This window comes from Deltaproteobacteria bacterium (genome assembly GCA_016709225.1).
Taxonomy (GTDB): Bacteria; Myxococcota_A; Polyangia; order Nannocystales; family Nannocystaceae; genus Xiheibacterium; species Xiheibacterium phototrophicum.
The window spans coordinates 1,724,370-1,745,091 of sequence record JADJEE010000001.1 but is presented as its reverse complement, the minus strand read 5'-3'; the positions used below and the strand labels follow the sequence as shown (position 1 = coordinate 1,745,091).

General features: G+C 73.8%; 11 protein-coding genes. 9 read left to right on the top strand and 2 right to left on the bottom strand.

Features of this window, described 5'->3' with window-relative positions; all coding sequences use genetic code 11:
- Window positions 1–3: 3 nt before the first annotated feature.
- The 9 genes from IPH07_07135 to IPH07_07095 all read left to right on the top strand — a co-directional run bounded on the left by IPH07_07135 (window position 4) and on the right by IPH07_07095 (window position 10,739).
- The gene (locus IPH07_07135; protein ID MBK6917156.1) at window positions 4–651 is read left to right on the top strand and encodes a sigma-70 family RNA polymerase sigma factor; all 648 of its coding nucleotides are present in this window, start codon (window positions 4–6) and stop codon (window positions 649–651) included.
- Window positions 648–1,010, top strand: a complete 363-nt coding sequence (locus IPH07_07130) for a hypothetical protein (GenBank protein ID MBK6917155.1) — start codon at window positions 648–650, stop codon at window positions 1,008–1,010. The genes IPH07_07135 and IPH07_07130 overlap by 4 nt, the downstream gene beginning before the upstream one ends.
- The gene (locus IPH07_07125) at window positions 1,007–2,125 is read left to right on the top strand and encodes a KamA family radical SAM protein (GenBank protein MBK6917154.1); all 1,119 of its coding nucleotides are present in this window, start codon (window positions 1,007–1,009) and stop codon (window positions 2,123–2,125) included. Before IPH07_07130 ends, IPH07_07125 begins: the two co-directional genes overlap by 4 nt.
- Window positions 2,126–2,216: 91 nt before the next feature.
- Window positions 2,217–3,041 carry a hypothetical protein gene (locus IPH07_07120; protein ID MBK6917153.1) on the top strand — a complete coding sequence of 275 codons (825 nt, stop codon included), beginning with the start codon at window positions 2,217–2,219 and terminating at the stop codon, window positions 3,039–3,041.
- Between the two features lie 54 nt (window positions 3,042–3,095).
- Window positions 3,096–3,737: a tetratricopeptide repeat protein gene (locus IPH07_07115; GenBank protein MBK6917152.1), complete on the top strand. Its 642-nt coding sequence runs from the start codon at window positions 3,096–3,098 to the stop codon at window positions 3,735–3,737.
- 20 nt (window positions 3,738–3,757) lie between these two features.
- Window positions 3,758–6,424, top strand: coding sequence for a hypothetical protein (locus IPH07_07110; protein ID MBK6917151.1), 2,667 nt, complete (start codon window positions 3,758–3,760; stop codon window positions 6,422–6,424).
- Between the two features lie 53 nt (window positions 6,425–6,477).
- The gene (locus tag IPH07_07105; GenBank protein MBK6917150.1) at window positions 6,478–7,323 is read left to right on the top strand and encodes a hypothetical protein; all 846 of its coding nucleotides are present in this window, start codon (window positions 6,478–6,480) and stop codon (window positions 7,321–7,323) included.
- Complete coding sequence (locus IPH07_07100; protein ID MBK6917149.1) at window positions 7,320–9,608, top strand: sulfatase-like hydrolase/transferase; 2,289 nt, start codon at window positions 7,320–7,322, stop codon at window positions 9,606–9,608. Before IPH07_07105 ends, IPH07_07100 begins: the two co-directional genes overlap by 4 nt.
- Before the next feature lie 15 nt (window positions 9,609–9,623).
- A complete protein-coding gene (locus IPH07_07095) occupies window positions 9,624–10,739 on the top strand; it encodes a hypothetical protein (GenBank protein MBK6917148.1) in 1,116 nt (371 codons plus the stop codon).
- A 40-nt stretch (window positions 10,740–10,779) separates the two neighbouring features.
- Here IPH07_07095 and IPH07_07090 read toward each other — a convergent pair whose 3' ends face one another.
- Window positions 10,780–15,774: a tetratricopeptide repeat protein gene (locus IPH07_07090; GenBank protein MBK6917147.1), complete on the bottom strand. Its 4,995-nt coding sequence runs from the start codon at window positions 15,772–15,774 to the stop codon at window positions 10,780–10,782.
- A complete protein-coding gene (locus tag IPH07_07085; protein MBK6917146.1) occupies window positions 15,771–20,561 on the bottom strand; it encodes a hypothetical protein in 4,791 nt (1,596 codons plus the stop codon). The genes IPH07_07090 and IPH07_07085 overlap by 4 nt, the downstream gene beginning before the upstream one ends.
- Between the last annotated feature and the right edge of the window lie 161 nt (window positions 20,562–20,722).

Sequence of the window (20,722 nt, the reverse complement as noted above, 5' to 3'; positions counted from 1 at the left end):
TCGATGGCCATCGCGATCACGAACCTACGCGCACCCGAGCTGGTCGGCACCGTCGACGCGAGCACGACCGGCCCCCGCGAGGACGCGGCGCTCGTCCGCGCGGCGGCCGAGGGTGACCGTCCCGCCTTCGCCGAGCTCGTGCGCCGGCACCAGGGCAAGGTCCGCGGGCTGTTGTTGCGGCTGTGCGGCGATCGGACGCTCGCCGACGATCTCGCGCAAGAGGTGTTCCTGCGGGCCTATCGCGGGCTGTGCGGGTTCGAGGGCCGCGCCAGCTTCGGCACCTGGCTGTACCGCATCAGCTACAACGCGTACCTCAACCACGCGACCCGGGCGAAGACGTTCGCCGTGCTGCCGCTCGGCTACGACAGCGCTGCGGTCGCGCCCGAGGACGCCCACAGCGCTCCGCGTGCGGACCTGCGTCGCGATCTCGCGGCCGCGGTGGCCGAGCTCCCGCAGCGCTACCGCGGCGTGGTGGTGCTCTACTACCTGCAGGATCTCTCGTACCCCGAGATCGCCGAGATCCTCGAGCTCCCGCTGGGCACCGTGAAGACCCACCTGCACCGCGCCAAGCGATTGCTGCGCGGCAAGCTGCACGGCTGGGACGCGCGACTGGACGACGGCGACGACGACGTCGGTGAGGACGAGCCATGAGCACGCACGTCCGTGCCCACCTCGAGGCGAGCGACGATGCGGTGGGGGAGGACCTCGGCATCGATCCGTTCTTCACGGCGCGGGTGCTGTCCTCGCTGCCGTCGGCGCCACTGGGCGCGGGCCTGTCGCCGCGACGGCGTCTGAGCGTACTGGTCGGCGCTTACCTGCTGGCGACCGCGGTCGGCTATGGCGCGCTGCGCGGGCTCGACTCCGCCGTGGTCGACACCGTCACGACCACCGCGGGCGCGTGGTTCGAGCCGCTCGATCCCGCGATGCCGTGGCTGGTTGCGGTCGCGCTGCCGCTGGCGCTGCTCGCGATCGCAATCGCGGCGCGCAACGGCCATACTGAAACCGCATGATCGACGATCGCGTCGGCGACTCGCCGCGTCACCCGGCGTGGGCCGATGTGCCCGCAGCATCGTGGAACGACTGGCGCTGGCAGCTGCGCAACCGTGTCACCACGCTCGCACAGCTCGAGACCCGACTGGCGCTGACCCCGTCGGAGCGGCGCGGCATCTCCGAACGGCGCGACTTCTCGTTCGCCGTGACGCCGTACTACCTCTCGCTGTGTGGCGGCCCCGAGTGCCCGGTGCGTCGCCAAGCCATCCCGTGCGAGGACGAGCTGCGCATCACGCCGTCGGAGCTCCGCGATCCGCTGGGCGAGGACGCCCACAGCCCGGTCGAGCACCTCACGCACCGGTATCCCGATCGCGCGCTGCTGTACGTCACGCACAACTGTCCGGTGTACTGCCGGCACTGCACGCGCTCGCGCAAGGTCGGTGACGAGACGAGTGCACCGCGACGCGAGGAGCTCGCGGAGGCGTTCGCGTACCTGCGACGCACGCCCGAGGTGCGCGACGTGCTCGTGTCCGGCGGCGATCCGCTGAGCCTGTCGGATGCTCGGCTCGCTGCCATCGTCGCCGAGCTGCGGACCATCGACAGCGTCGAGGTCGTACGGCTGTGCACGCGCAACCCCGTCACGCTGCCGCAGCGCATCACCCCCGAGCTGGTCGCGGCCCTGCGCCCCTTCGGGCCGCTGTTCGTGCACACCCACTTCAACCATCCGCGCGAGTGCACGCCGGAGGCCGCCCGCGCGCTGGCGATCCTCGCCGACGCCGGCTTCGTGCTCGGCAACCAGATGGTGCTGCTGCGCGGCATCAACGACGACGCGGCGTGCGTCGAGCAGCTCAATCGCTGGCTCCTGCGGCAGCGCTGCCGGCCGTACTACATGTTCCAGTGCGATCCCGCCCCGGGCACCGCGCACCTGCGGACCCCGATCGAGACTGGCATCGAGATCCTCGACCGCTTGCGGGGGCGCGTGAGCGGGTTGGCGATCCCGCAGTTCGCCGTCGACCTGCCCGGCGGCGGCGGCAAGATCACCCTCGTTCCGGAGCGCGAGGTCGCCCGCGGCGCCGGCCACCGGCGCTTCCGGGACGCCTTCGGCCGCGAGTTCACCTATGTGGAAGAGGACTGAGCATCGATCCAGGTGTGACCTGTGTCCGACCCGGTCCGACCCTCGTGCATACTCTCGGCGACCCTGCCGTCTCACGCAGGCTCAGCGCCCCATGACGATTGCACGAACGTTCGCGGCCGCCACCCTCGCTCTGACCCTCGCAGCCCCGGCCGCGGCCGCACAGGGGGACGTCCACTTCCTGGTCCTGCGCGAGAACGGGGCCGGCTCCCCCGCCACCGCGCAGACCTACCTCGACAGCCTGATGGTCCACGTCGCGAAGGCCAACGGCTGGACCGCGGCGAGCGGGAGCTACCAGACCAAGCGGGCCGCGGCGAAGACGTACGTCGAGGCCAACAAGCCGGAGTTCGGGATCCTCTCGCTGGGCGCCTATCTCGCGCTGCGCGACACGTACAAGCTCGCGGTCGTCGGTCAGGCCGAGATCGAGGGCGGTGGCGGGGCGCAGTACTACGTCATCAGCAAGCACCACACCGACCTGGCCGGCTGCAAGGGCAAGACCCTCGCGAGCAACCACGCCGGTGATGTGCCGTTCATCGAGAAGGTGGTCGCGGCGGGCGCGTTCTCCCTGTCGGACTTCACGATCGTGACGACGACGCGACCGGTGCAGACGCTCAAGAAGGTGCTCAAGGACGAGGCCGAGTGCGCGCTGGTCGACGACGCGCAGATGGCCGAGCTGCGCAACCTCGTGGGTGAGGCCGAGGTGCATCCAGTGTGGTTCTCGGCCGCGTTGCCGCCCATGCCGGTGGTGGCGTTCGGCGTGGCGTCGGCCGACGCCGTGACCACGTTCAAGGGCTCGTTGGGCTCGATCTGCGCGGGTGAAGGCGAGAAGGCCTGTGCCGCGGCGGGGCTCAAGTCGCTGCGCGCCGTCGAGGCGTCGGCCTACGAATCGGTGACCAGCGCGTACGCGAAGAAGAAGTAGGCCGGCAAGGCTCGGCGACGCCGCACGGACGGCAATCGTGGTAAGCCTGTCGCCGTGCGCTGGTTCGCGACGATCCTGCTGTGCATCGCCTGTACTCCCAAGCCGAGCGCCGATCTCGACCACCCCGGCGACGCCCCCACCGACCCGGTGGCGGTCTACGAGGCGCTCGAGCGCGACATCGGTGACGGCCGCGACGGCGAGCAGGCGCGCGTGGACGCACTCGCCCGCGTCGAGCGGAGCCCCGACGACGGCACCGCGGCCTACGCCTTCGTGCGAGCGGCCCTGCTGGGACGCGTCGCAGAGCTGCGCGGCGCCGACGCGGGCAAGCTCGTGACCTCGGCCGAGCAGTGGGCGCGCACGAGCCTCGAGCGCGATCCGGCCTACCGCGATCAGGCAGCGACCGCGATGCTCGGCTCGCTCTACGTGATGGCGCCGGGGCGCCTGCTCGAGCACGGCGACTCCGAGCGCGGGCTCGAGATGCTCGAACAGTTGGTCGCGGCCGCACCCGGCCGCATCGATCTCCACCTGCGCCTGGCCCAGGCGTACCTGCACCTCGGTGACGACGACGGTGCGCGGCCGGAGCTGTGCGCGAGCCTGGCTGGACGCGAGCAGCTGCGAGGCGACGAGCGCAAGCTACTCGACGCGCTGGTCGGCGACGCTGGCGGTGCGGCAGCGCTCGCCTGCGCGGCGTCGTAGCGGAACCGGAGGGCACGCCCTTGTCGCGTCGCATCGCACTGGGACTCTCGCTCTGGCTGCTGGGCTGCAACGCGAAGCTGGTGCGGCTCGAGCATCGCGGCGACCACGACGCGGTGATCGACGCCGCCGATCACATGCGCTGGCGCCCCGCGAGGGCGGGCGCCCGCGCCTATGCCCGTGCGCTCGAGGCCGAGGGGCAGCACCAGCACGCGCGCGCGGTGCTGCTCGGCGACTTCCGTCGACATGCACAGCTCGGCTCGTTGCTCGAGCTCGCGGCGCTCGAGCAACGCATGGGACGCGACGGCATGGCTGCCGCCCACTACACGCGCGTGGCGACCATCGATCGCACGTTGCTGCGGGGGCGTGACGATGTGTGCGCGCTGCTGCGCGCCCGTGCAGATGGGTGGATCCGCATCGGGGAGGGCGACGCAGCCCTCGACGATCTCGACCGCGTCCGCGCGGCCTGTGGGGAGCAGGAGTCGCGCCCGCGCCGGGCGGCGACTGCGATCGCAGCGGCGCAGGTCGATGCGCGGGTGCAGGCGTCGTTGCCATGTCGCGATTGCGACGTGGCCACCGACCGCGATCTCGAGCGCGACGACGCGGCCGCGATGGCGCGCGCGACCGAGCAGGGTCCGCTTGCGTTGCGTCGACTCGCGGCCGAGCACGGGCGCGAGCTGCCGGCCGCGACGATCGTCGAGCTGCTGCTGGCGGACATCCGTGGCGAGCTCGGCTTCGCGCTGGTCGACGACGACGAGCTACGCGGGTGGATCGGCGAGCTACCCGACGACGCGTTCGTGCCGCTGTTGACGACGCGCAGCGCCCCCGAGGCGGCGTGGCTGCGCCTGCAGCTCGAGCGCGTCTTGGGACGCAGCCCCGACGGTGGCGCCGTGTCGAGCGCGCAGCGCATGCTGTGGGCCGATCGCGCGGCGATGATCGACGGCATCGTCGACTGGCGACGACTGGCGTACGTGGACGATGGCACCGGCGTCGAGCAGGACCTGGTCGCGCGCTGGCGACCACAGGCGCGCCGGGACGCGCCGAGCGGACCCGTCGATCGCGACGTCATTGCGCCGACCTCCGGCCACTGGTCGCAGCGGGTCGAGCCGACCGCGCGCAGCGTGCCCGAGCTGCTGCTCTACGCGCGGCTGCGCGACGCCGCCGGTGACCGCGAGCTGTCGCTCGCCACCGCGATCGCGGTGCTGCGGGGCGCCATCGCAGCGGGGCTGCCCGATGCGACGACGTGGCTGCAGGACGAGGTCGCGCGCGCGCTGGCGTGGGGGCGACCCTGGCGGGCGCTCGCGCTGGCCAGCGCCAGCGAGCAGGCCGACCTCGAGCCGCTGCGCGCCGCCGCGGCGACGGCCGTGCTCGTCGAAGAGCTGCTCTGCGAGGGCCCGTGCGCGGATGGGGCCGCCGATCGCACCGCGATCGAGGTCGTGCTGGGCGGTGAGTGGCTTGGCGCGACGCGATCGAAGCTGCGTGAGCTGGCGTTTGCGCGGGCCCACGCCCGCGCAGCGGCCGGTGCGTGCCCGGGACTCGATGAGGCGCTGGTGCCGGGCGCCCGCTCGCCGCTCGGTGACGCGTTGGCGGCGGCGCGCGAGCCTGCCGCGGTCGATGCGGCCGAGCGGATCGCGGCCGGCATCGAGGCGGACCCCACGTTGGTGTGCAACGCCCGGCTGCTGCTGCCGCTGCTCGCGGCCCGCGGTGCCGGTCCGACCGCTGCGCGGCTGTCGGAGCTGCTCTCGCACGCGCCCGAGCTGCGGGTTGCACCGCTGCTGCTGGTCGGCGCCGAGCTGGCGCTACAGAGCGGTGACGGCATGCGTGCCGCCCAGCTCGGCACCGCGGCGGCGGCCGCCGCCCGTGACGCAGCCGCCGCGTGGCGCGAGCTGGCGCGCATGGCCGCCGGCCACGATGCACGCGACGTGCTCCGACTCGCGCTGCGCGAGCTGGTACTGCACGCGCGCGGCGCGGAGGCCGAGGCGGCACGGCACGCGATGTTGATCGGCGCGGTCGAGGACGGCTGGCTGGCGTGGGGGCCCCGCGACACGCCGGCGGGGCGCGAGGCGGTGCGTCGCCACGTCGTCGAGGCCGCCGCCGGGCTGCCGCAGGCTCGACGCGCCGCGTGGCGCGAGCGCCTGGTGGCCTCGCTCGCGCCACGCATCCACGACGACACCGCGATCGAGGTGACGATCGCGGCGGTGCTGCCCGGCGAGCTGCTCGCGAGGCATCCGGTCGCAGCCACGCGACTCGGCCGCCGCGAGCTACCGCGCGCGCCCGCGTTCGCGAGCGACCAGCTGCTCGCGCTCCAGGTTGCGGCCCGACGGGTGCCCGAGCTGCCGTCGTGGGTGTCGAGCTTCGGCGCGCCGAACTCGTGGACACACACACGCTTGGCGCTGGCAACCCACGCGCGCGAGTGGACCGTGCGTCGTCGGCTCGCGATTGGTGCGTTGGTGCTCGGCGACGCGCGCACGCGCGCGAGTGCGGCGGCGCAGGTGGTCACGATGGCACCGCCCGGCTCGCGGGTCGCGCTCGAGCGCGTGCTGCTCGAGCGACCGGCGGCGCTGCGGCCCGATCGCGACGGTGGCTGGCGCCCGACGGCGGTCGTCGACGACGACGTGTGGCTGCTGCGGGTGCTGTTCGCCCTGCCGCTCGCGCCTGCACTGTGGCTGCCGGAGCCGGAGACGCCGTGAGCGGGGCGCCCTCGACGTCGGGCGCCGGCCGTGCGCGTGCGCGGATCGGGCTCATGACCGCCTGGGCGCTGCTGGGCTTCGCGCTGGCGAGCATCGATCGTGAGCAGGTCGCCGCGGCGTTGCTGCCGACGATGGCCGACGACGAGCTGCGCGCGCTCGAGCAGACCGCGGGCCTGGTGCGCGGCGACGCCACGCAGGGTGGGACGCCGGCGAAGGTGCCGGTCTTGCTCGGCATCGATGGTCCGGCGTGGGTCGATGCGCCGCTGCGCGCCGCGATCGAGCGCCGCGGGATCTTCGAGCTCGATCGTGGGCCCCATGGGCTGCGCGCCGAGATGATCGTGCAGGACGACGCGGCGGTGCTGTCGCTCCGACTCGAGCGGCGCGGGTGGGCGGTGCGGGCCCCGACGCCGACCCGCCGGCGACTCGCGCCGGCACTCGCGATCGGCCCAGCACTGCTGGCGGGCGCGGTGTGGCTCCGCACCCGCCGGGGCGCGCCGTCGCTGGTGTTGGCGGGGCTGCTGGCGCAGCTGCTCGCGTGCATGTGGCCGTGGCCGGCGGCGCTGCCGAGCCTGGCGCTGGCCGACGAGCTGGCTGCATCGCCGCTGCTGCGCCCGGTGGTCGCGCTCGCGCAGGGCCTGGGCGACGGCGCGGTCGTGCTCGGTGCCGGTGTGATCGCGGCGTGCCTCGTGCTGGCCTGGTTCGATCATCGGCGCAGCCGCGAACGACCGTGGGCGCCGCAGCTGCTGGGCATCGCGGCGGTGATCGGCGCGTGCGCGTGGATCGAGGCCGCGGTGCGCGTCGGCGTGCTGGGCTGGTGGTCCGCGCCATTGCCCGCGATCGCCACCGTCATCGCGACCACGGCGCACGTGGTCGTGCGTCGACAGGACCGCACGACATGACGCGCCGAACCACGCGGTGGGGGGCATGGATGTGGCTGGCGCTGCTGGGTTGCCCCGAGCCGCACGCGCGCGAGGACCCGTCGGCGTCGCTGCCGGAGATCGGCCGGGTCTCGGAGCCCGCACCCGCGGCTCCGACCCCGCGGCTCGAGAGCAAGGACGGCTGGCTCGATCTGCTGGCGCAGCGGCCCAACGCGGTGCTGCTCCGCGACGGCGCGATGGTGGTCGACCTCGGCCTGCAGTCGTCGACCAAGCACCTCGCGCTCACGCGGCAGTCGGCGTGGCGGGTCGCCGAGTCCGTCGATGGTCGGCGCGCGGGGCTGGTCGTGGGCAAGACCGCGGCGCTGGATCTGCCGATCGACGGCGAGCTCTCGCCCGCGCTGCACCCCGAGACCGACGGCCACCCCGGTCTCGCGATGGCGATCACGTTGCGGGCGCTGGCGCCGGAGCAGGCCGTGACGGTGCTGTGGAACGACCGCCCGCTGGCGAACCTGATGGTGTCGAGCGCGTGGGAGCGTCGGACCTTCTCGCTGCCGCCGGATCTCACCCACCACGGCGACAATCGCCTGCGGCTGCACTTCCGCCGCACTCTGGGCGAGCACGGTGCCGAGCTCGCGGCCGCGGTCGCGAGCGTCGAGATCGGTACGCACGAGCGCATCACGGCCGTGCCCCACGGCGAGCCGCCGCCACCGTTTCGCGTCGATCACGACGACGCCGGTCGGCCGTCGCTGACGCTCGCGGCCGGCACTGCGCTGGCGTACTACGTGCGACCGCCCCGGCGGGCGCGACTGGAGCTCGACGTCCACGGCAAGGGCGTGTTCGAGGTGCTGGTGTCGAGCAGTGACGATCATCGGCAGGGGCACGCACCGACCATGGCCGCGCAGGATCCGTTGCGCGAGACCGGCAACCACCGCGTGATCGATCTGAGCGCGTGGGGTGACACGCCGATCCGCATCGAGCTGCGCACGCGCAGCGATCGCGACGCCGAAGCCGGCGCCCGCATCACCGCGGCGCGGGTGGTCGCCAAACGCGACACGCCGCTCGACCGGCGCACCCGCAAGCTCCGCGACCTGATCGTGCTCGCGGTGGAGGGCGCCCGTGCGGACGAGCTCGAGCTGGGCCGACGCCCGCCGCTTCCGGAGCTCGAGGCGTTGATGAACGAGGCGCTGGTGTTCGACCGCGCCTACGCCAACTCGCCGCTGGCGATCCCGAGCCACGCCAGCTGGCTCAGCTCGGTGCCGCCGCCGGTGCACATGACCGTGCGCGGCACCTACGTCGCCGATGGACAGACGATGCTGCCCGAGGTGCTCGCGCGCGCGGGCCACTACCGCGAGCTGGTCGCGGCCAACGAAGACATCACCGCCGACCGCGGGCTCACCCAGGGGCTCGACGAGCTGCGCATCGTCGGCGGCGGGCACGGTCAGGACGACCACGGTACCGCGGTGGTGAACGAGGCCGTGAGCCGCACGCAGGCCCGCATGGGGCGGTTGTTCCTGATGCTCGACCTCGCCGATCCGCTGGCGCCCTACGAGCCCACGCGCGACAAGCTCGACGACGCCGTGATGCCGCCGCGCGGCCCCATGGCCCACCTCACACACGTGTGGGTCGGCCGTGTGAAGCTCGGCAAGGTCGTGCCCGACGAGAAGGAGCTGGCGTGGGTGCGTCGGCTGTACCGCGGCGAGCTGCAGATGGTGTCGCAGGCCACCGGCGAGCTGCTCGCGTTCCTGCGCGAGAGCCATCGCCTCGACGACGCGATCGTGGTGTTCATGGGCGTGCACGGCGAGGAGTTCCTCGAGCACGGCAGCGCCGGTCACGGCCTCACGCTCTACGAGGAGAGCCTGCGGGTGCCGCTGGCGATCCGCGCGCCCGAGCTCGTGGCGTCGGGGCGCATCGACGCGCCGGTCGATCTGCTCGACCTGGCGCCGACCTTGGTCGACCTGCTGGGCCTACCGCCGGCCCAGGCCTGGCAGGGCGAGAGCCTGGTGCGGATCATCGACGACCCGGTGCCGCCGCCACGACTGCTCGTGGCGTACCTCGGCGACGGCAGCAAGGCCGGCATCGTCGACCAGGCCAAGCTGTGGCTCGGGCCCGGTCTGAGCGAGCGCTTCTACGATCTGTCGCGTGACCCCGGCGAGACCCAGGATCTGCTCGCGGATGGCGGCGTGGCGCTGCGGATCGTGCGCGCGGCGATGGCCTGGCAGCTGGCGTACGCGGACCGCTGGCGGCGTGCTCGCTGGGGCACTGGGGCCGAGCTGCGGCCGGCGTTTGCGCAGGATCTGGGGATGTAGTAAGCCCGGCGCCCGATGACCGAAGCGGCTGCGCTCATCCAGTCGATCCCGAACCTCCTCGCCGCGCGCGACGCTGCGCGCCTGGATGCCCTGCGCGACCATCCCGACAAGGACGTCCGCAAGGCCGCTCGCAAGGCACTGCACACGCTCAAGAGCAAGGGCGTCGATGTGCCCGATGGCGAGCGCAAGAGCTGGTCGCTGGGCCAGGGGCTGCAGTCCATGCGCGGCAACCTGCACCCGCAGGCGACCCTCGACGCGCGCTCGATGCCGGGTGCGCTGCGGTTCGTGATCAGCATCCCGGACACCGAGGGCGCGCGGCTGTTCGCCGGCACCATCGGCCCCGACGATCGCGTGCTCGACTTCAACGCCTATCACCAGACCGATGGCCAGCGCGCACGCATGCTGCGGGACTGGGAGAAGAACCACGGCGATCGCGAGCTGCCGGTGTCGTGGCTGGGCGCGCGGGTCCGTTGGGCCCGCGACAACACCATCGCCGCCGGCTTCAGCGTGCCGCGGGCGCTCGACGAGGCGCTCGCGCTGCTCGGCGATGCGCCGTCCGAGCGCCCGGCGGCGTTCGTGCACGAGCGCGTGGCCGAGGCGCCTGCCTTCGAGCCGAGTGAAGTCGAGGCCGTCATGGCGGGCGCCCGCGTCGACCTGTGGCCGCCGTTGGTCAACCTCGACGGCATGCTGCAGAAGGCCGCCGAGTTGCACGGCGACGCGCCGCAGCCGACCGACGACGACGCTCGCGTGGCGCTGATCGCCAAGGCCGCGGCGGGTGACGAGGAAATCCGCAAGGGCCTGAAGGGGCCGATCGCCAACGCGCTCGAGGACGCGGCGAGCCACGCATGGCTGATGGGCTCGCCAGTGCCGGCGCGCGCGCTGTCGGACATGGCGAAGGCGCTGCGCGACAGCGACGAGCCCGAGTCGATGGTGTGGGCGCACCGTGTGCTCGGCTACCAGGTCGCGAGCCTGCTTCGCGTGGTCACCCGTGGCGGTCGTGTGCCGGTACCCGGTGCGCCCGCGGTCCAGAGCCACGATCACGATCACGCTCACCACGATCACGACCACCACGATCACGATCACGATCACGATCACGATCACGATCACGATCACGATCACGATCACGGCTAGAGCCGCACGCGGTCGTGGCCGGCGCCGCCGCTCGCGAGCGTCACAGCACGCCGAGACGGGTCGCGACCGCGAGCATCTCGTCGGTCATGAGCTGCGTGAGCAGCTCCTGGGCGGTGCGCGAGCGATTGATCCGCTGCTTGAGGCTGCCGCCGATGACGCCATCGAGCGCACACGCAGCCGCGATGACGGCCGCCGGATCGGCGCTGATGAGGGTCGCGAAGCGCAGGTCACTCGCCCGCGTCGCGCGGGCGGTCGCGCCGGGGTCGAACGCGTAGCCGGCCAGCGCGCGGCAGGTGTCCTCGACGGTCTTGAGATGGCGTCGCGGCAGCAGGTTGCGCAGCTGCGTGACCAGCTCGCCGAGCGCACGGGGATCGGGGTCGGCGGTCAGCGGGTTGAACACGCCGGCGATCTCGAACGACGCCGCCAGCAGCAGATCGATGCTGGCCGGCGGCAGCGCGCGCACCCGTGGCGCCCCGAAGGCCATCCGCGCAAACGCGACCGCGACCAGGCCCCGCAGCGCGAGCTCGTCGCCGAGGTTCCACAGGTTGATGCCCAGGCGCACCGTGGCCAGAGGGTCCTGCAGGAACACCACGGTGTTGTGGGTGGCCGAGGCCTGCAGTCGCGGAGGGCGGGCGCCGAGCAGATCGGCGAGCCGGCGCCCGAGGTCCTGCATGCCGGTCGGCGTCTCGCTGCGCGGCATCGCGGCGATGTCGGCGGCACCGACGATGGGGAAGTCGTGCGACAGCCGGCCGGTGGCGCCGTCGAGTGCGGTCAGCAGCGTGTGCAGGGGCTGGGGCTCGTTCTCGGCCAGCACCTCGTGACGTTGATCGCCGGCGTCGAGGAAGCTGCGCAGCGCGGTCGGGCTCGGGGGCTTGAGCGTCGCCGGGCTGTCGCCGCCGGGCTCGATCGCGGCCGCGAGCGCGTCGGCCATGCGTGACAGCTCGGCGTTGGCCCGGCGCGCGACCTTCCCGAGCAGCGCGAAGTCCCGCAGGCTCACCGCGCCGCGGGCGATGTTGGCGGTCACGGCGTTGCGGATCGGGCCGAGGAAGCTCGCGATGCGCTCGGTCTGGCCGGTGCGCTCGAGCTGATCGACGAACATCGCCACGGTCTCGCGGTTGCCGGGGTTGAGCGTGGCTGCACGCTCGATGGCATCGAGCGCGGCGTCGTCCTGACCGGGCTGCGCAGCCAGCAGCTTGGCGCGGCGCAGCAGGATGTCGTGCAGCTTGTCGCGGTTGCGCTCACGCGAGGCCAGGCGATCGAGCATGTCGGCGGCCGCCAGCGGCTGCGCGGCCCGCTCGAGCAGGTCGGCCATGAGCTGCAGCGCGCGCGGATCGTCGGGGCGGGCGTCGAGCACGATGCGGGCGTGGTCGAGCGCGCGCGGCAGGGTCTCGGCGGCGGTCGAGAGGAACGTCGCGATGCCCATGCGCAGGTCGATCGCCGACGGCTCGGTGGGATCGAACTGCTCGAGCAGACGCTCGGTGGCCGCGGCGGCGCGGCGATCGTCGCCCATCTGGCGGTACGCGTGGACCAGACCCCGCAGCGCGCGACGACCGGTGGGCTTCGCTGCGGTCGCGGCCTCGTAGTAGTGCACCGCGCGCTCGAGCGCGAGCGCGTGCTCGGCGAGGAACAGCGCCAGCTCGTAGCGCAGTGCCGGCTCGTCGACGCGTTGCCACGCGTGCTCGAGCAGCTCGACCACCGGAGCGGGCTCGGCGAGCTGCCCGGCGAGTGTGCGGGCGAGCGCGATGGCGTCGCGGTGCTTCGGATCGCGGCCGAGGATCTCGCCGATCAGCGCCAGCGCTCGCGCCCGCGCCGGCACGTCGCCGCGGGTCGCTCGCACCGCGGCGTCGCGGGCCTCGGCGACCAGCACGTGGATCGACTGTCGCCCTTGCGCCGCCGTGACGGTGCGCCGCGAGTCGTTGGCCAGGCGCGCGAGGCCGAGATCGGCGGGCGCGAGCTGGGGCAGGGCGCCCTTGGCCGCGAGGTAGGCCCGGCGCGCCTGCCCCCACGCGCCGACCTTCTCGAGCAGCTCGGCGCTCTCGACGTAGAAGATTGCCCGCTCGGCGTCGGACTGCGCCCGCACGGCACGGGCACTCACGGCGTCCTTGATCACGAACGGCGAGTCGGGCTCGGTGAGCAGGCGCTCGAGGTGGCGCACCGCGTAGGGGTTGCCGGGGTCGACGCGCAGCGCGTCGAGGATCGCGTTGCCGGCGAGGTCGTGATCCTCCTGCTCGCCGGTCGACAGCAGCAGCTCCGCGGCCTCGACCAGCAGCGTGGCCTGCAGGTGCTTGTCGGAGGTGTCCCGCGCGGCCCGCAGGCACAGCGCCGGCAGCGAGCGACGATCGCCCTGCAAGCGCAGCAGCACCTCGAGCTCGTGCCGCACGATTGGATCCTCCGGCGCGGCCTCGAAGGCCTGCTCGTAGGCCCGACGCGCGGTCTCGAGGCTGCCGGTGTCGGCCAGGTGCAGCCGCGCCAGCGCAACCCAGGCCAGCGCGCGCGCCGGCCCCGAGGCCGCCTGTGCGGTGGCCTCGAACATGCGCACGAGGTTGGGCAGATCGTTGTGCGCCACCAGCAGCCTGCGCGAGCGCTCGAACGCCAGACCGTGATCGGACTGGTGCACCAGCGCGGCGCGGTAGTGCTGCAGCGCCGCGTCCTCGCGGCGCAGCTTGGCGACGGCATCGAGGTCGCCCTGGCGCGCGCAGGCCTCGGCGAGCAGGCCCAGGCGATAGTGATGATCGGCCGCGGCTGCCGGGCTGCGGGGCGGGTCCTGGGCGCGCAGCAGATCGTAGGCGGCGATCAGCTTGCCGCCGGCGGTCAGCAGCTGCAGGAGCAGCTCGCGCGCCGATGCGAGATCGGGGTTGCTGGCGTAGGCCGCCTCGAGCCGCGCGACCGCGCTGTCGAGGTCGCCGATCTCGTCCATGAACACGCGCGCGGCCTTGAGCGCGAGCACGGCGGGGTCGGTGATCGGATCGACGTCGGGCGAGAGCAGGCCGACGACGTCGTGCAGGTCGCCCTCGTCGCGGTAGAGCCGACCGAGGGCCCGCAGCGCGGGCGTGTAGCCGGGCGACAGCGCCAGCGCGCGCTCGTAGCAGGTGCGGGCGACCGCGCGCTGCTTGAGGTGCAGCTCCTGGACCTCGCCGAGCTCGACCAGCAGGCCGGTGCGGGCGATGTCGTCGTCGATGCGCTCGGCGAGCTGCTCGAGTGCGGACACCAGCACCGTCGGGCGGCGGGCGTTGCGGCTGGTGCGGGCCAGCTCGTACATCGCCAGCAGCTCGCCGGGCGCGAGGCGGATGATGTCCTGCAGCGCCGCGATCGCGAGGTCGGTGTCGGCGAGCTCGTGCTCGGCCATCGCCGCCAGTCGCCGCAGCCCCGTGAGCTTGTCCTGCTCGTCCTGGCCGTTGTCGATCTGCCGGCGCAGGCACTGCGCGGCCTGGGCCCACCTGCGCATGCGCTCGTAGACCGAGCCGAGCGCGCGTTGGGCGTTGGGGTTGTCGGGATCCTCGGCGGCGGCGAGCTCGTAGACCTCGGCGGCGCGCGGCAGATCGCGGCGCTGCTGCTCGTGCAGCTGACCCAGCCGCAGCAGGATCGCGGCGCGATCGGGGCCGTCGGCCTGCGTGCGCGCCCACTCCTGCAGGTGCAGCACCAGGCCCGGCAGGTTGCCCTGCAGGCGCAGCACCTCGGCGAGCGCCTCGCGGACCCAGCGGTGCTCCGGCAGGTGGACCAGGCAGAAGCGCAGGTCGGCCGCGATCGCGTCGGCCAGGGCGGCGCGGGCGGGGTCGGCCCGCAGCGCGTCGGCGCTGGCGTGCTCGCCGAGCATGCGTCGCAGCTCGGCCAGTCGCAGTCGTGCGAGCTGCTCCCGCACCAGCGCCTGCTCGCGGGGATCGTCGAGGCATCGCCACAGCCGTGCGAGCACGTCGAGGTTGTGCGGCAGGTCGCGGCCGTCGTCGCCGGCGGCGATGCGCTGCTCGACGTAGAGCGCGACCTCGGAGAGCGGCGCGAGGATGTCGGTGGCGTCGGCGCGCTCCGGATCGCGGGCCGCGAGCTCGAGCACGAGGTCCTGCACGGGCTGGCCGGCCTCGGTCAGCGCGAGGAAGGCGAGGTGCAGGGCGGTGCTGGCGGAGATGGGATCCTGCGCGACCTGGGCGAGCTCGCGGTACAGCCCGCCCAGGCGATCGCCGGCGCCGATCGAAGGGATCGCGCGGATGTAGCGACGCAGCACGCTCTCGTCGCCGGGATCGGCGACGTGGGCCGCCTGCAGGTGGGTGAGCCGGCCGCTGTCGTCGTCGGGCAACGACTCGGCGAGGTCGACCAGGGTCGCGGCCCGCTGCCGCGGCGAGCCCAGGTGCGGCAGCATCGCGGCGAAGTGGTTGGCCGCGGCTGCGTCGTCGCCGAGCTGCGCGGCCGCCTCTGCGGCGAGCATGAGCGCGGTGACGTCGGTGGGGCGCAGCTCGAGCGCGCGCCCGTAGGCCTCGTAGGCGCGGCGACGGCTGGGGGTTCGCTCTTCGCACGCGAGCCCGAACTCGATCCACGCGGCCGCGCGCGCGTCCTCGTCGAGGTGCTCGTCGCGGGCGGTGGCCTCGAGCGCCGCCAGCTCGGCGGCGAGGCCCCGGGTGTTGTTGCGGTTGCCCTCGCGCAGGCGCTCGGCCAGCGGGCTGGCGCTGCGCCGCAGCAGCAGCTCGCCCTCCTCCTGGCGGCCGAGCCGCTCGATGAGGATGCGCCCGGCCTCGCACAGCATCGCCGCGCGCAGCTCGGGATCGTCCGACAAGCGGCTCTCCTCCGCGAGCTCCTCGACCAACGCCTGCCACGACTCGGCGGTCCCGGTCTGGGTCGAGACCGACACCAAGCTGGCGTGGATGCCCGAGCTCGCCGGCCACAGCAGCGACGGGTCCTCGACCAGCTCGGGGGGCTTGCTGCGATCGACGACCTCCTCGAGCACGAGCTCGTCGAGCTCGATCGGGCCGGTACCGTCGTCGTAGGCGATGCTGCTGGGCGCGCCGGGCCGGAACATCGCGCCGGTGAGCTCGAGCTCCTCGCTCATCGCGAGACCTCCTGCGCGCGACGACGCGGCACGTTGAGCTCGAGCACGTAGCCGAGCGTACGGCGCAGCCCGATGTGATCGTCGGACAGCAGGTAGCCCACCAGCATCGCACCGCGGGTCTGCACCAGCTCGCCGGTGCGACGCAGGTGCTCGAGCGCGGGCCGGGGATCGGCCGAGGCCAGCACGCCGGCACGATCCTCCGCCATCGCGAGCGTCGCCCGCAGCACCAGCGGGTCGAGCCCTTCGCTGGCGTCGCGGAACGCGAGCGCGGTCTCTTGCAGGTGGGTCATCGCGTCCCGAGTCGGCAGCTGCTCGGCGACCTGCTGTGCAAAGGCGCGATCATAGGGATGGGTGACGTCGAGCGTCACGCCGCAGGCCTGGCACAGCGCCACGCACAGCGCCAGGATGCGCGTCGGCTCGGTGTGGCGGTGCAGGCCGTCGCCGCCGGTCGACAGCCGTAGCAGCGCGCGCCCGATGCGGTCGCGGGCGGCGGCGCCGAACGGCGCGGCCGCGAGTCGACGACCGACCACCAGCGCCGGCGCGCCACCGAGCCGCGCCTCGATCTCGTGCTCCTGCGCGGCATCGACGAACACCAGCGGCTGCGGCACGCCCATCGCGTTGGCGATCGCCCGCACCGCGATCACCACGGGTGCGTTGGCTGGCATGCTGCGGCTGGGCGTGAGATCGACGGTGGGCTGCGGGGTCTCGGGCAGCTCGCCGAGGTAGAACACGCCCTCGCGCAGCAGGTCGAACGCACTGGCGTGGGGGAGGTCGCCGACGAAGGCGTCGAACGGTCGGCCCTCCTGCGGCTTGGGCAGCGGCCACGGCTCGGTCGCGAGCTCGTCGCAGCTGCGGCCGGCGGGGATGAGCTGCGGCGCGAGCACCTCGAGCGCGGCGGCGCAGAGGTACACGCCGTCGTTCTCGATCGCGGCGTCGAACAGCCGCAGCAGCCCCAGCACCGGCTGTGCGGTGGTCTCCGGGCGGTGCTCGCGGGTGGTCGCGGCCGCCCGCAGCCACGCGCGCTGGTGGGCCACGGCCGCCAGCGCGGCGGCGGCGGCCTCTTCGTGGCGACCGAGCCGCAGCAGCAGCCGTCGCAGCTCGAGCGCGACGTCGACGTCGGTCGGGCGCAGCAGCAGCAGCTCGCGCATGAGATCGACGGCGACCTCGGGCTGGCCGAGCTGTGCGCGGTGGACCTCGGCGAGCGCGTGCAGGCTGTGCGCACGCTCGGAGCCGTCGGCGATGTTGACCAGCCCCTGCAGTGCCGAGACCCGCCGCTGCACGTCGCCGTGCACGGCGGCGATGCGCTCGGCGTTGCGGTAGGCGTGCTTGGGGTAGTACCCGCCCTCGGCCGCGGCGAGGAAGTGCTCGACCGCGGCGGCGGCCGCACCGGCGCGCTCGCGGGCATCGGCGGCGAAGTAGTGCAGCGCCGCGCGACGCTCCGGCGAGTGCTCGCGGGCCAGCGCGAGGTCGAGCTCACCGACCGCGTCGGCCCAGCGATCGCGACGCGCGTGGGCGTGGGCGAGGTCGACGTGCAGCCCCGCGTCGTCCTCGACGTGGGGTAGCCCGGTCTGCAGCATGCTCGCGGCCAGCTCTGGCCCCGCGATCGCCAGCGCCGTGCGGGCCAGCTCGCGCAGGCTCGCGGCCCGCAGCGAACCGTCGGCGATCGACGCCATCATGCGCGCCTGCAGGGCCTGACCGAGCGCGGGGTCCTCGAGGGGCGGTCCGCTGGTGCGCAGTCGCGCGCGCCGCAGGCCCACGAACGCGCGATCGCAGCCGGGGTCGACGGTGAGCGCCTCGGCGAACAGCGTCCACGCCCGCGAGCCGACCACGTCGTCCTCGGCGGTGCGCAGCGCGAGCGCGCCTGCGCGGCACAGCGTGCGTGCGCGGTGGCTGCGATCCTTCTGCATGGTCGCGAGTCGCTCGAGCGTGGCGATGGCCTCGTCGCGCGACGGTGCGTCGCCCATGCGCTCGAGGATCCGCGCGCGGGCGTGCCACGCCGGCTGGTAGCCCTCGCAGGCTTCGATCGCCATGTCGATGGCGGCCAGCGCCGCGCGGAGATCGATGCGGTGTTCGTGCTGCTCGGCCGCGATCGTGAGCAGTGCGGCGCGCTGGGCCGGCGCGGCCGCGGCGGTCGCGGCGGCCTGCAGCTCGCTGGTCGAGCGTGCGACCGAGGCCTCGCGGCGACGCTCCTTGAGTCGCAGACGACCGCGCCGCGCGAGCGTGTGGGCCGGCGCGACGTCGTGGATCGCGGCGTAGCCGGCGTCGGCGGCGTCGAGGTTGCCGGCGCCCTCCTGCGCGCGCGCGGCCCGGTAGCGCAGCGCCAGCAAGCCCGCGTCACCGGGCTCGACACCGCCCTCGAAGCGCGACAGCGCGGCGGTCAACGCCCCTGCCTGTCGCGACGGCCGGCCGGCCTGTCCGCACGCCCGCGCCAGTCGCAGCTGGGTGACGTAGTCGTCGGGGCGCGCCTCGGCGACCGCACCGAGGTACTGGATCGCGACCACCGGCTTGGGCGTGAGCTCGGCCAGCTGCAGCGCCATCGCGCGTCGATCGTCGGCGCCGCGCTCGGCGGTGAGGCCGGCCTCGGCGAAGGCCTGTAGCTCCCGGCTGTTGCCGAGCTTCTCGTACAGTCGCAGCAGTCGCGCGCGCGCGACCCCCAGCTGTGGCCACAGCTCGAGCGCGCGCACCAGATCGCGGACCGCTCCGTCGTCGTCGCCGCCGGCGCTGCGCAGCGAGGCGGCACGGTGCAGCAGCAACGCGCGCGTGCGCGGACCGCTGACGGCGGCGATGTGCTGCTCGAGCAGCGACAACAACACGTCGGCGCGACCGAGCCGCGCGGCCAGCCCCTCGGCGGCGTGCAGCGCCGGCAGGTGCCGGGGCCAGCGCGCCAGCAAGGCCTCGAGCTCGGTGAGCGCCTCGTCGGCGCGATCGAGTCGACCCGCGAGCACCGCGGCGATCTCGAGCTGCAGCGCGGCCTGCCGACCGCGGTCGTTGGCGTACAACGACTCCTTGCGCAGCAGCGCGACCAGGGCCTCCCAGTCGCCGTCCTCGCGCAGCAGTCGACCGAGCGCCTCCATCGCGGGCTTGTGATCGTCGACGGCTTCGAGCGCGCGCGTGAACTCGGCCCGCGCGCGTCCGCGATCGCCGAGCGTCAACGCCAGCTCACCGCAGCGATGGAGCAGCTTGGCTGCGCGCGGGGGGCTGCGGGTCAGCGTGATCTCGCGTTCGGTGACCTCGAGCAGCTCGGCGTGTCGTTGACCGCGGGCCAACAGCCGCGCCTGCAGCTGCAGCGCGCCGAGCGAGTCGGGGCGCTCGCGGAGCAGGCGCCCGAGGTAGCCGATCGCTGGCTCGACGGCGTCGTCGGTGGCGTGCAGCTGCGCCAGCACCGAGAGCAGGAACGCCCGTCGCGCGGGCGTGCGTGCGGCGGCCAGCTCGGCGGCGTAGAACCCCTGCAGCGCCGCGCGGTCACCCATGTGGTGGAGCAGGCGCTCGAGCCTGTCGCGGGCCGGGCGGTAGTTGGGCGCGGTCGCCATCGCCGACTCGTAGTGCCGGCGCGCGCCCTCGAGCTCGCCGAGCCGCTCCTCGAGCAGCTGGCCCGCGCGCAGGTGCAGCAGCGCCAGCTCTTCGCTCGAGATGCCGGTGTTCTTGGCGCCGCCGATCTCGACGCGCACCAGCTCGAGCAGCTGCGCCCACATGCCACCGGCGCCGAGAAAGCGACCGGTGTCCTCGAGCGCGGGCACGTGCGCGGGGTTCAGCTTGAGCGCGCGTCGCATGGCCGCGAGCCCCTCGGGCGCGCGATCGAGGCGGAACAGCGCCAGCCGTCCGATGCGATAGAAGAGCTCGGCCCGCAGCGGCGCGTCGTCGGCGGGTGTCAACGCGCGCACCTGTCCGGCGAGCGCGTCGAAGGCGACCTCGTAGCGGCTCATGCCCATCGCCAGCTCTTCGAGGCTGCGCCACAGGCTGAAGCAGTGCGGTTGCTCGTGCGCGGCGGCCTGCAGCAGCTGGAGCGCGGCCTGGCGTTCTCGTGCGTCGCGCAGCGCGAGGCTGGCCCGCGCCAACGGCATCGCGCGACCGCCGACCGGCCGCGCGTCGGCCTCGAGCTCGAGCGCGTGCAGCATCAGCTCGGTGTCGCCCGCGACCTCGGCGATGCGGAACAGATCGCCGGCCAACACCGCGTGCCCGGGCACCAGCTCGAGCGCGCCCAGCAGCAGATCACCGGCCAGCCCGAGGTCGCCGCGGTGGCGGGCCTCGAGCATCGCGAGGTCGTGCAGCAGGCCCGCGGAGAGTCCCGGGTCCTGCAAGACCTCGAGCTGCGACTCGAGGTTGGCGATCAGCCAGAACACGTCGCCGCGGGCGAGCGACACCCGCTCGACCGCACGCAGCACCGCGAGGTCGCGGGGCGTCGCCTTGAGCGCGGCCTGGTAGCACTGCTGTGCGGCGCTCAGGTCGTGGAAGTAGGCCTCGACCAGCACGCCGCGCTCGCGGTACAGCGCGGCGGCCTCGCGGGGGTGGCGGGTCGCGCGGATCTCTTGATCGAGGTACATCACGGCGGAGCGCACGTCGCCGCGATCGAGGTAGATGCGGTGCAGCAGTCGCATGGCCGGCCGCAGGTCGGGCACCATGTCGAGCGCGTGGCCGAGGTGACGGATCGCGTCGTTGGTCTCGCCGCGGACGATGTGCCACCTCGCGCAGGTGGTCGCGAGCGCAGCGCGTAGCTGCGGCTCGCCCATCGGTGTGCGCGAGAGAGCCTGCAGCACCTCCTGCAGAGGCATCTCCTCGACGCCGTTCACGCCCGCGAGTCTACACGAGCCGGCGCCCGGCGATCACCGGCTTTGCGCGACCGCGGGGCCCGGACCACGGGGCCCGCTCGGTCGCGTCACGCCACCCCTCGTGGACCTGCTGCGGGTGTCGCCACGGTGGGCGCGCGTGGGTGCACGCGGATCGCACACGA

What these genes read in the sequence shown, in the direction of transcription:
- IPH07_07105 (MBK6917150.1), top strand. Translation starts at nt 6,478, where the DNA reads ATGACCGCCTGGGCGCTGCTGGGCTTCGCGCTGGCGAGCATCGATCGT.
- IPH07_07095 (MBK6917148.1), top strand. Translation starts at nt 9,624, where the DNA reads ATGACCGAAGCGGCTGCGCTCATCCAGTCGATCCCGAACCTCCTCGCC.
- IPH07_07120 (MBK6917153.1), top strand. Translation starts at nt 2,217, where the DNA reads ATGACGATTGCACGAACGTTCGCGGCCGCCACCCTCGCTCTGACCCTC.
- IPH07_07135 (MBK6917156.1), top strand. Translation starts at nt 4, where the DNA reads ATGGCCATCGCGATCACGAACCTACGCGCACCCGAGCTGGTCGGCACC.
- IPH07_07130 (MBK6917155.1), top strand. Translation starts at nt 648, where the DNA reads ATGAGCACGCACGTCCGTGCCCACCTCGAGGCGAGCGACGATGCGGTG.
- IPH07_07100 (MBK6917149.1), top strand. Translation starts at nt 7,320, where the DNA reads ATGACGCGCCGAACCACGCGGTGGGGGGCATGGATGTGGCTGGCGCTG.
- IPH07_07125 (MBK6917154.1), top strand. Translation starts at nt 1,007, where the DNA reads ATGATCGACGATCGCGTCGGCGACTCGCCGCGTCACCCGGCGTGGGCC.
- IPH07_07090 (MBK6917147.1), bottom strand. Translation starts at nt 15,774, where the DNA reads ATGAGCGAGGAGCTCGAGCTCACCGGCGCGATGTTCCGGCCCGGCGCG.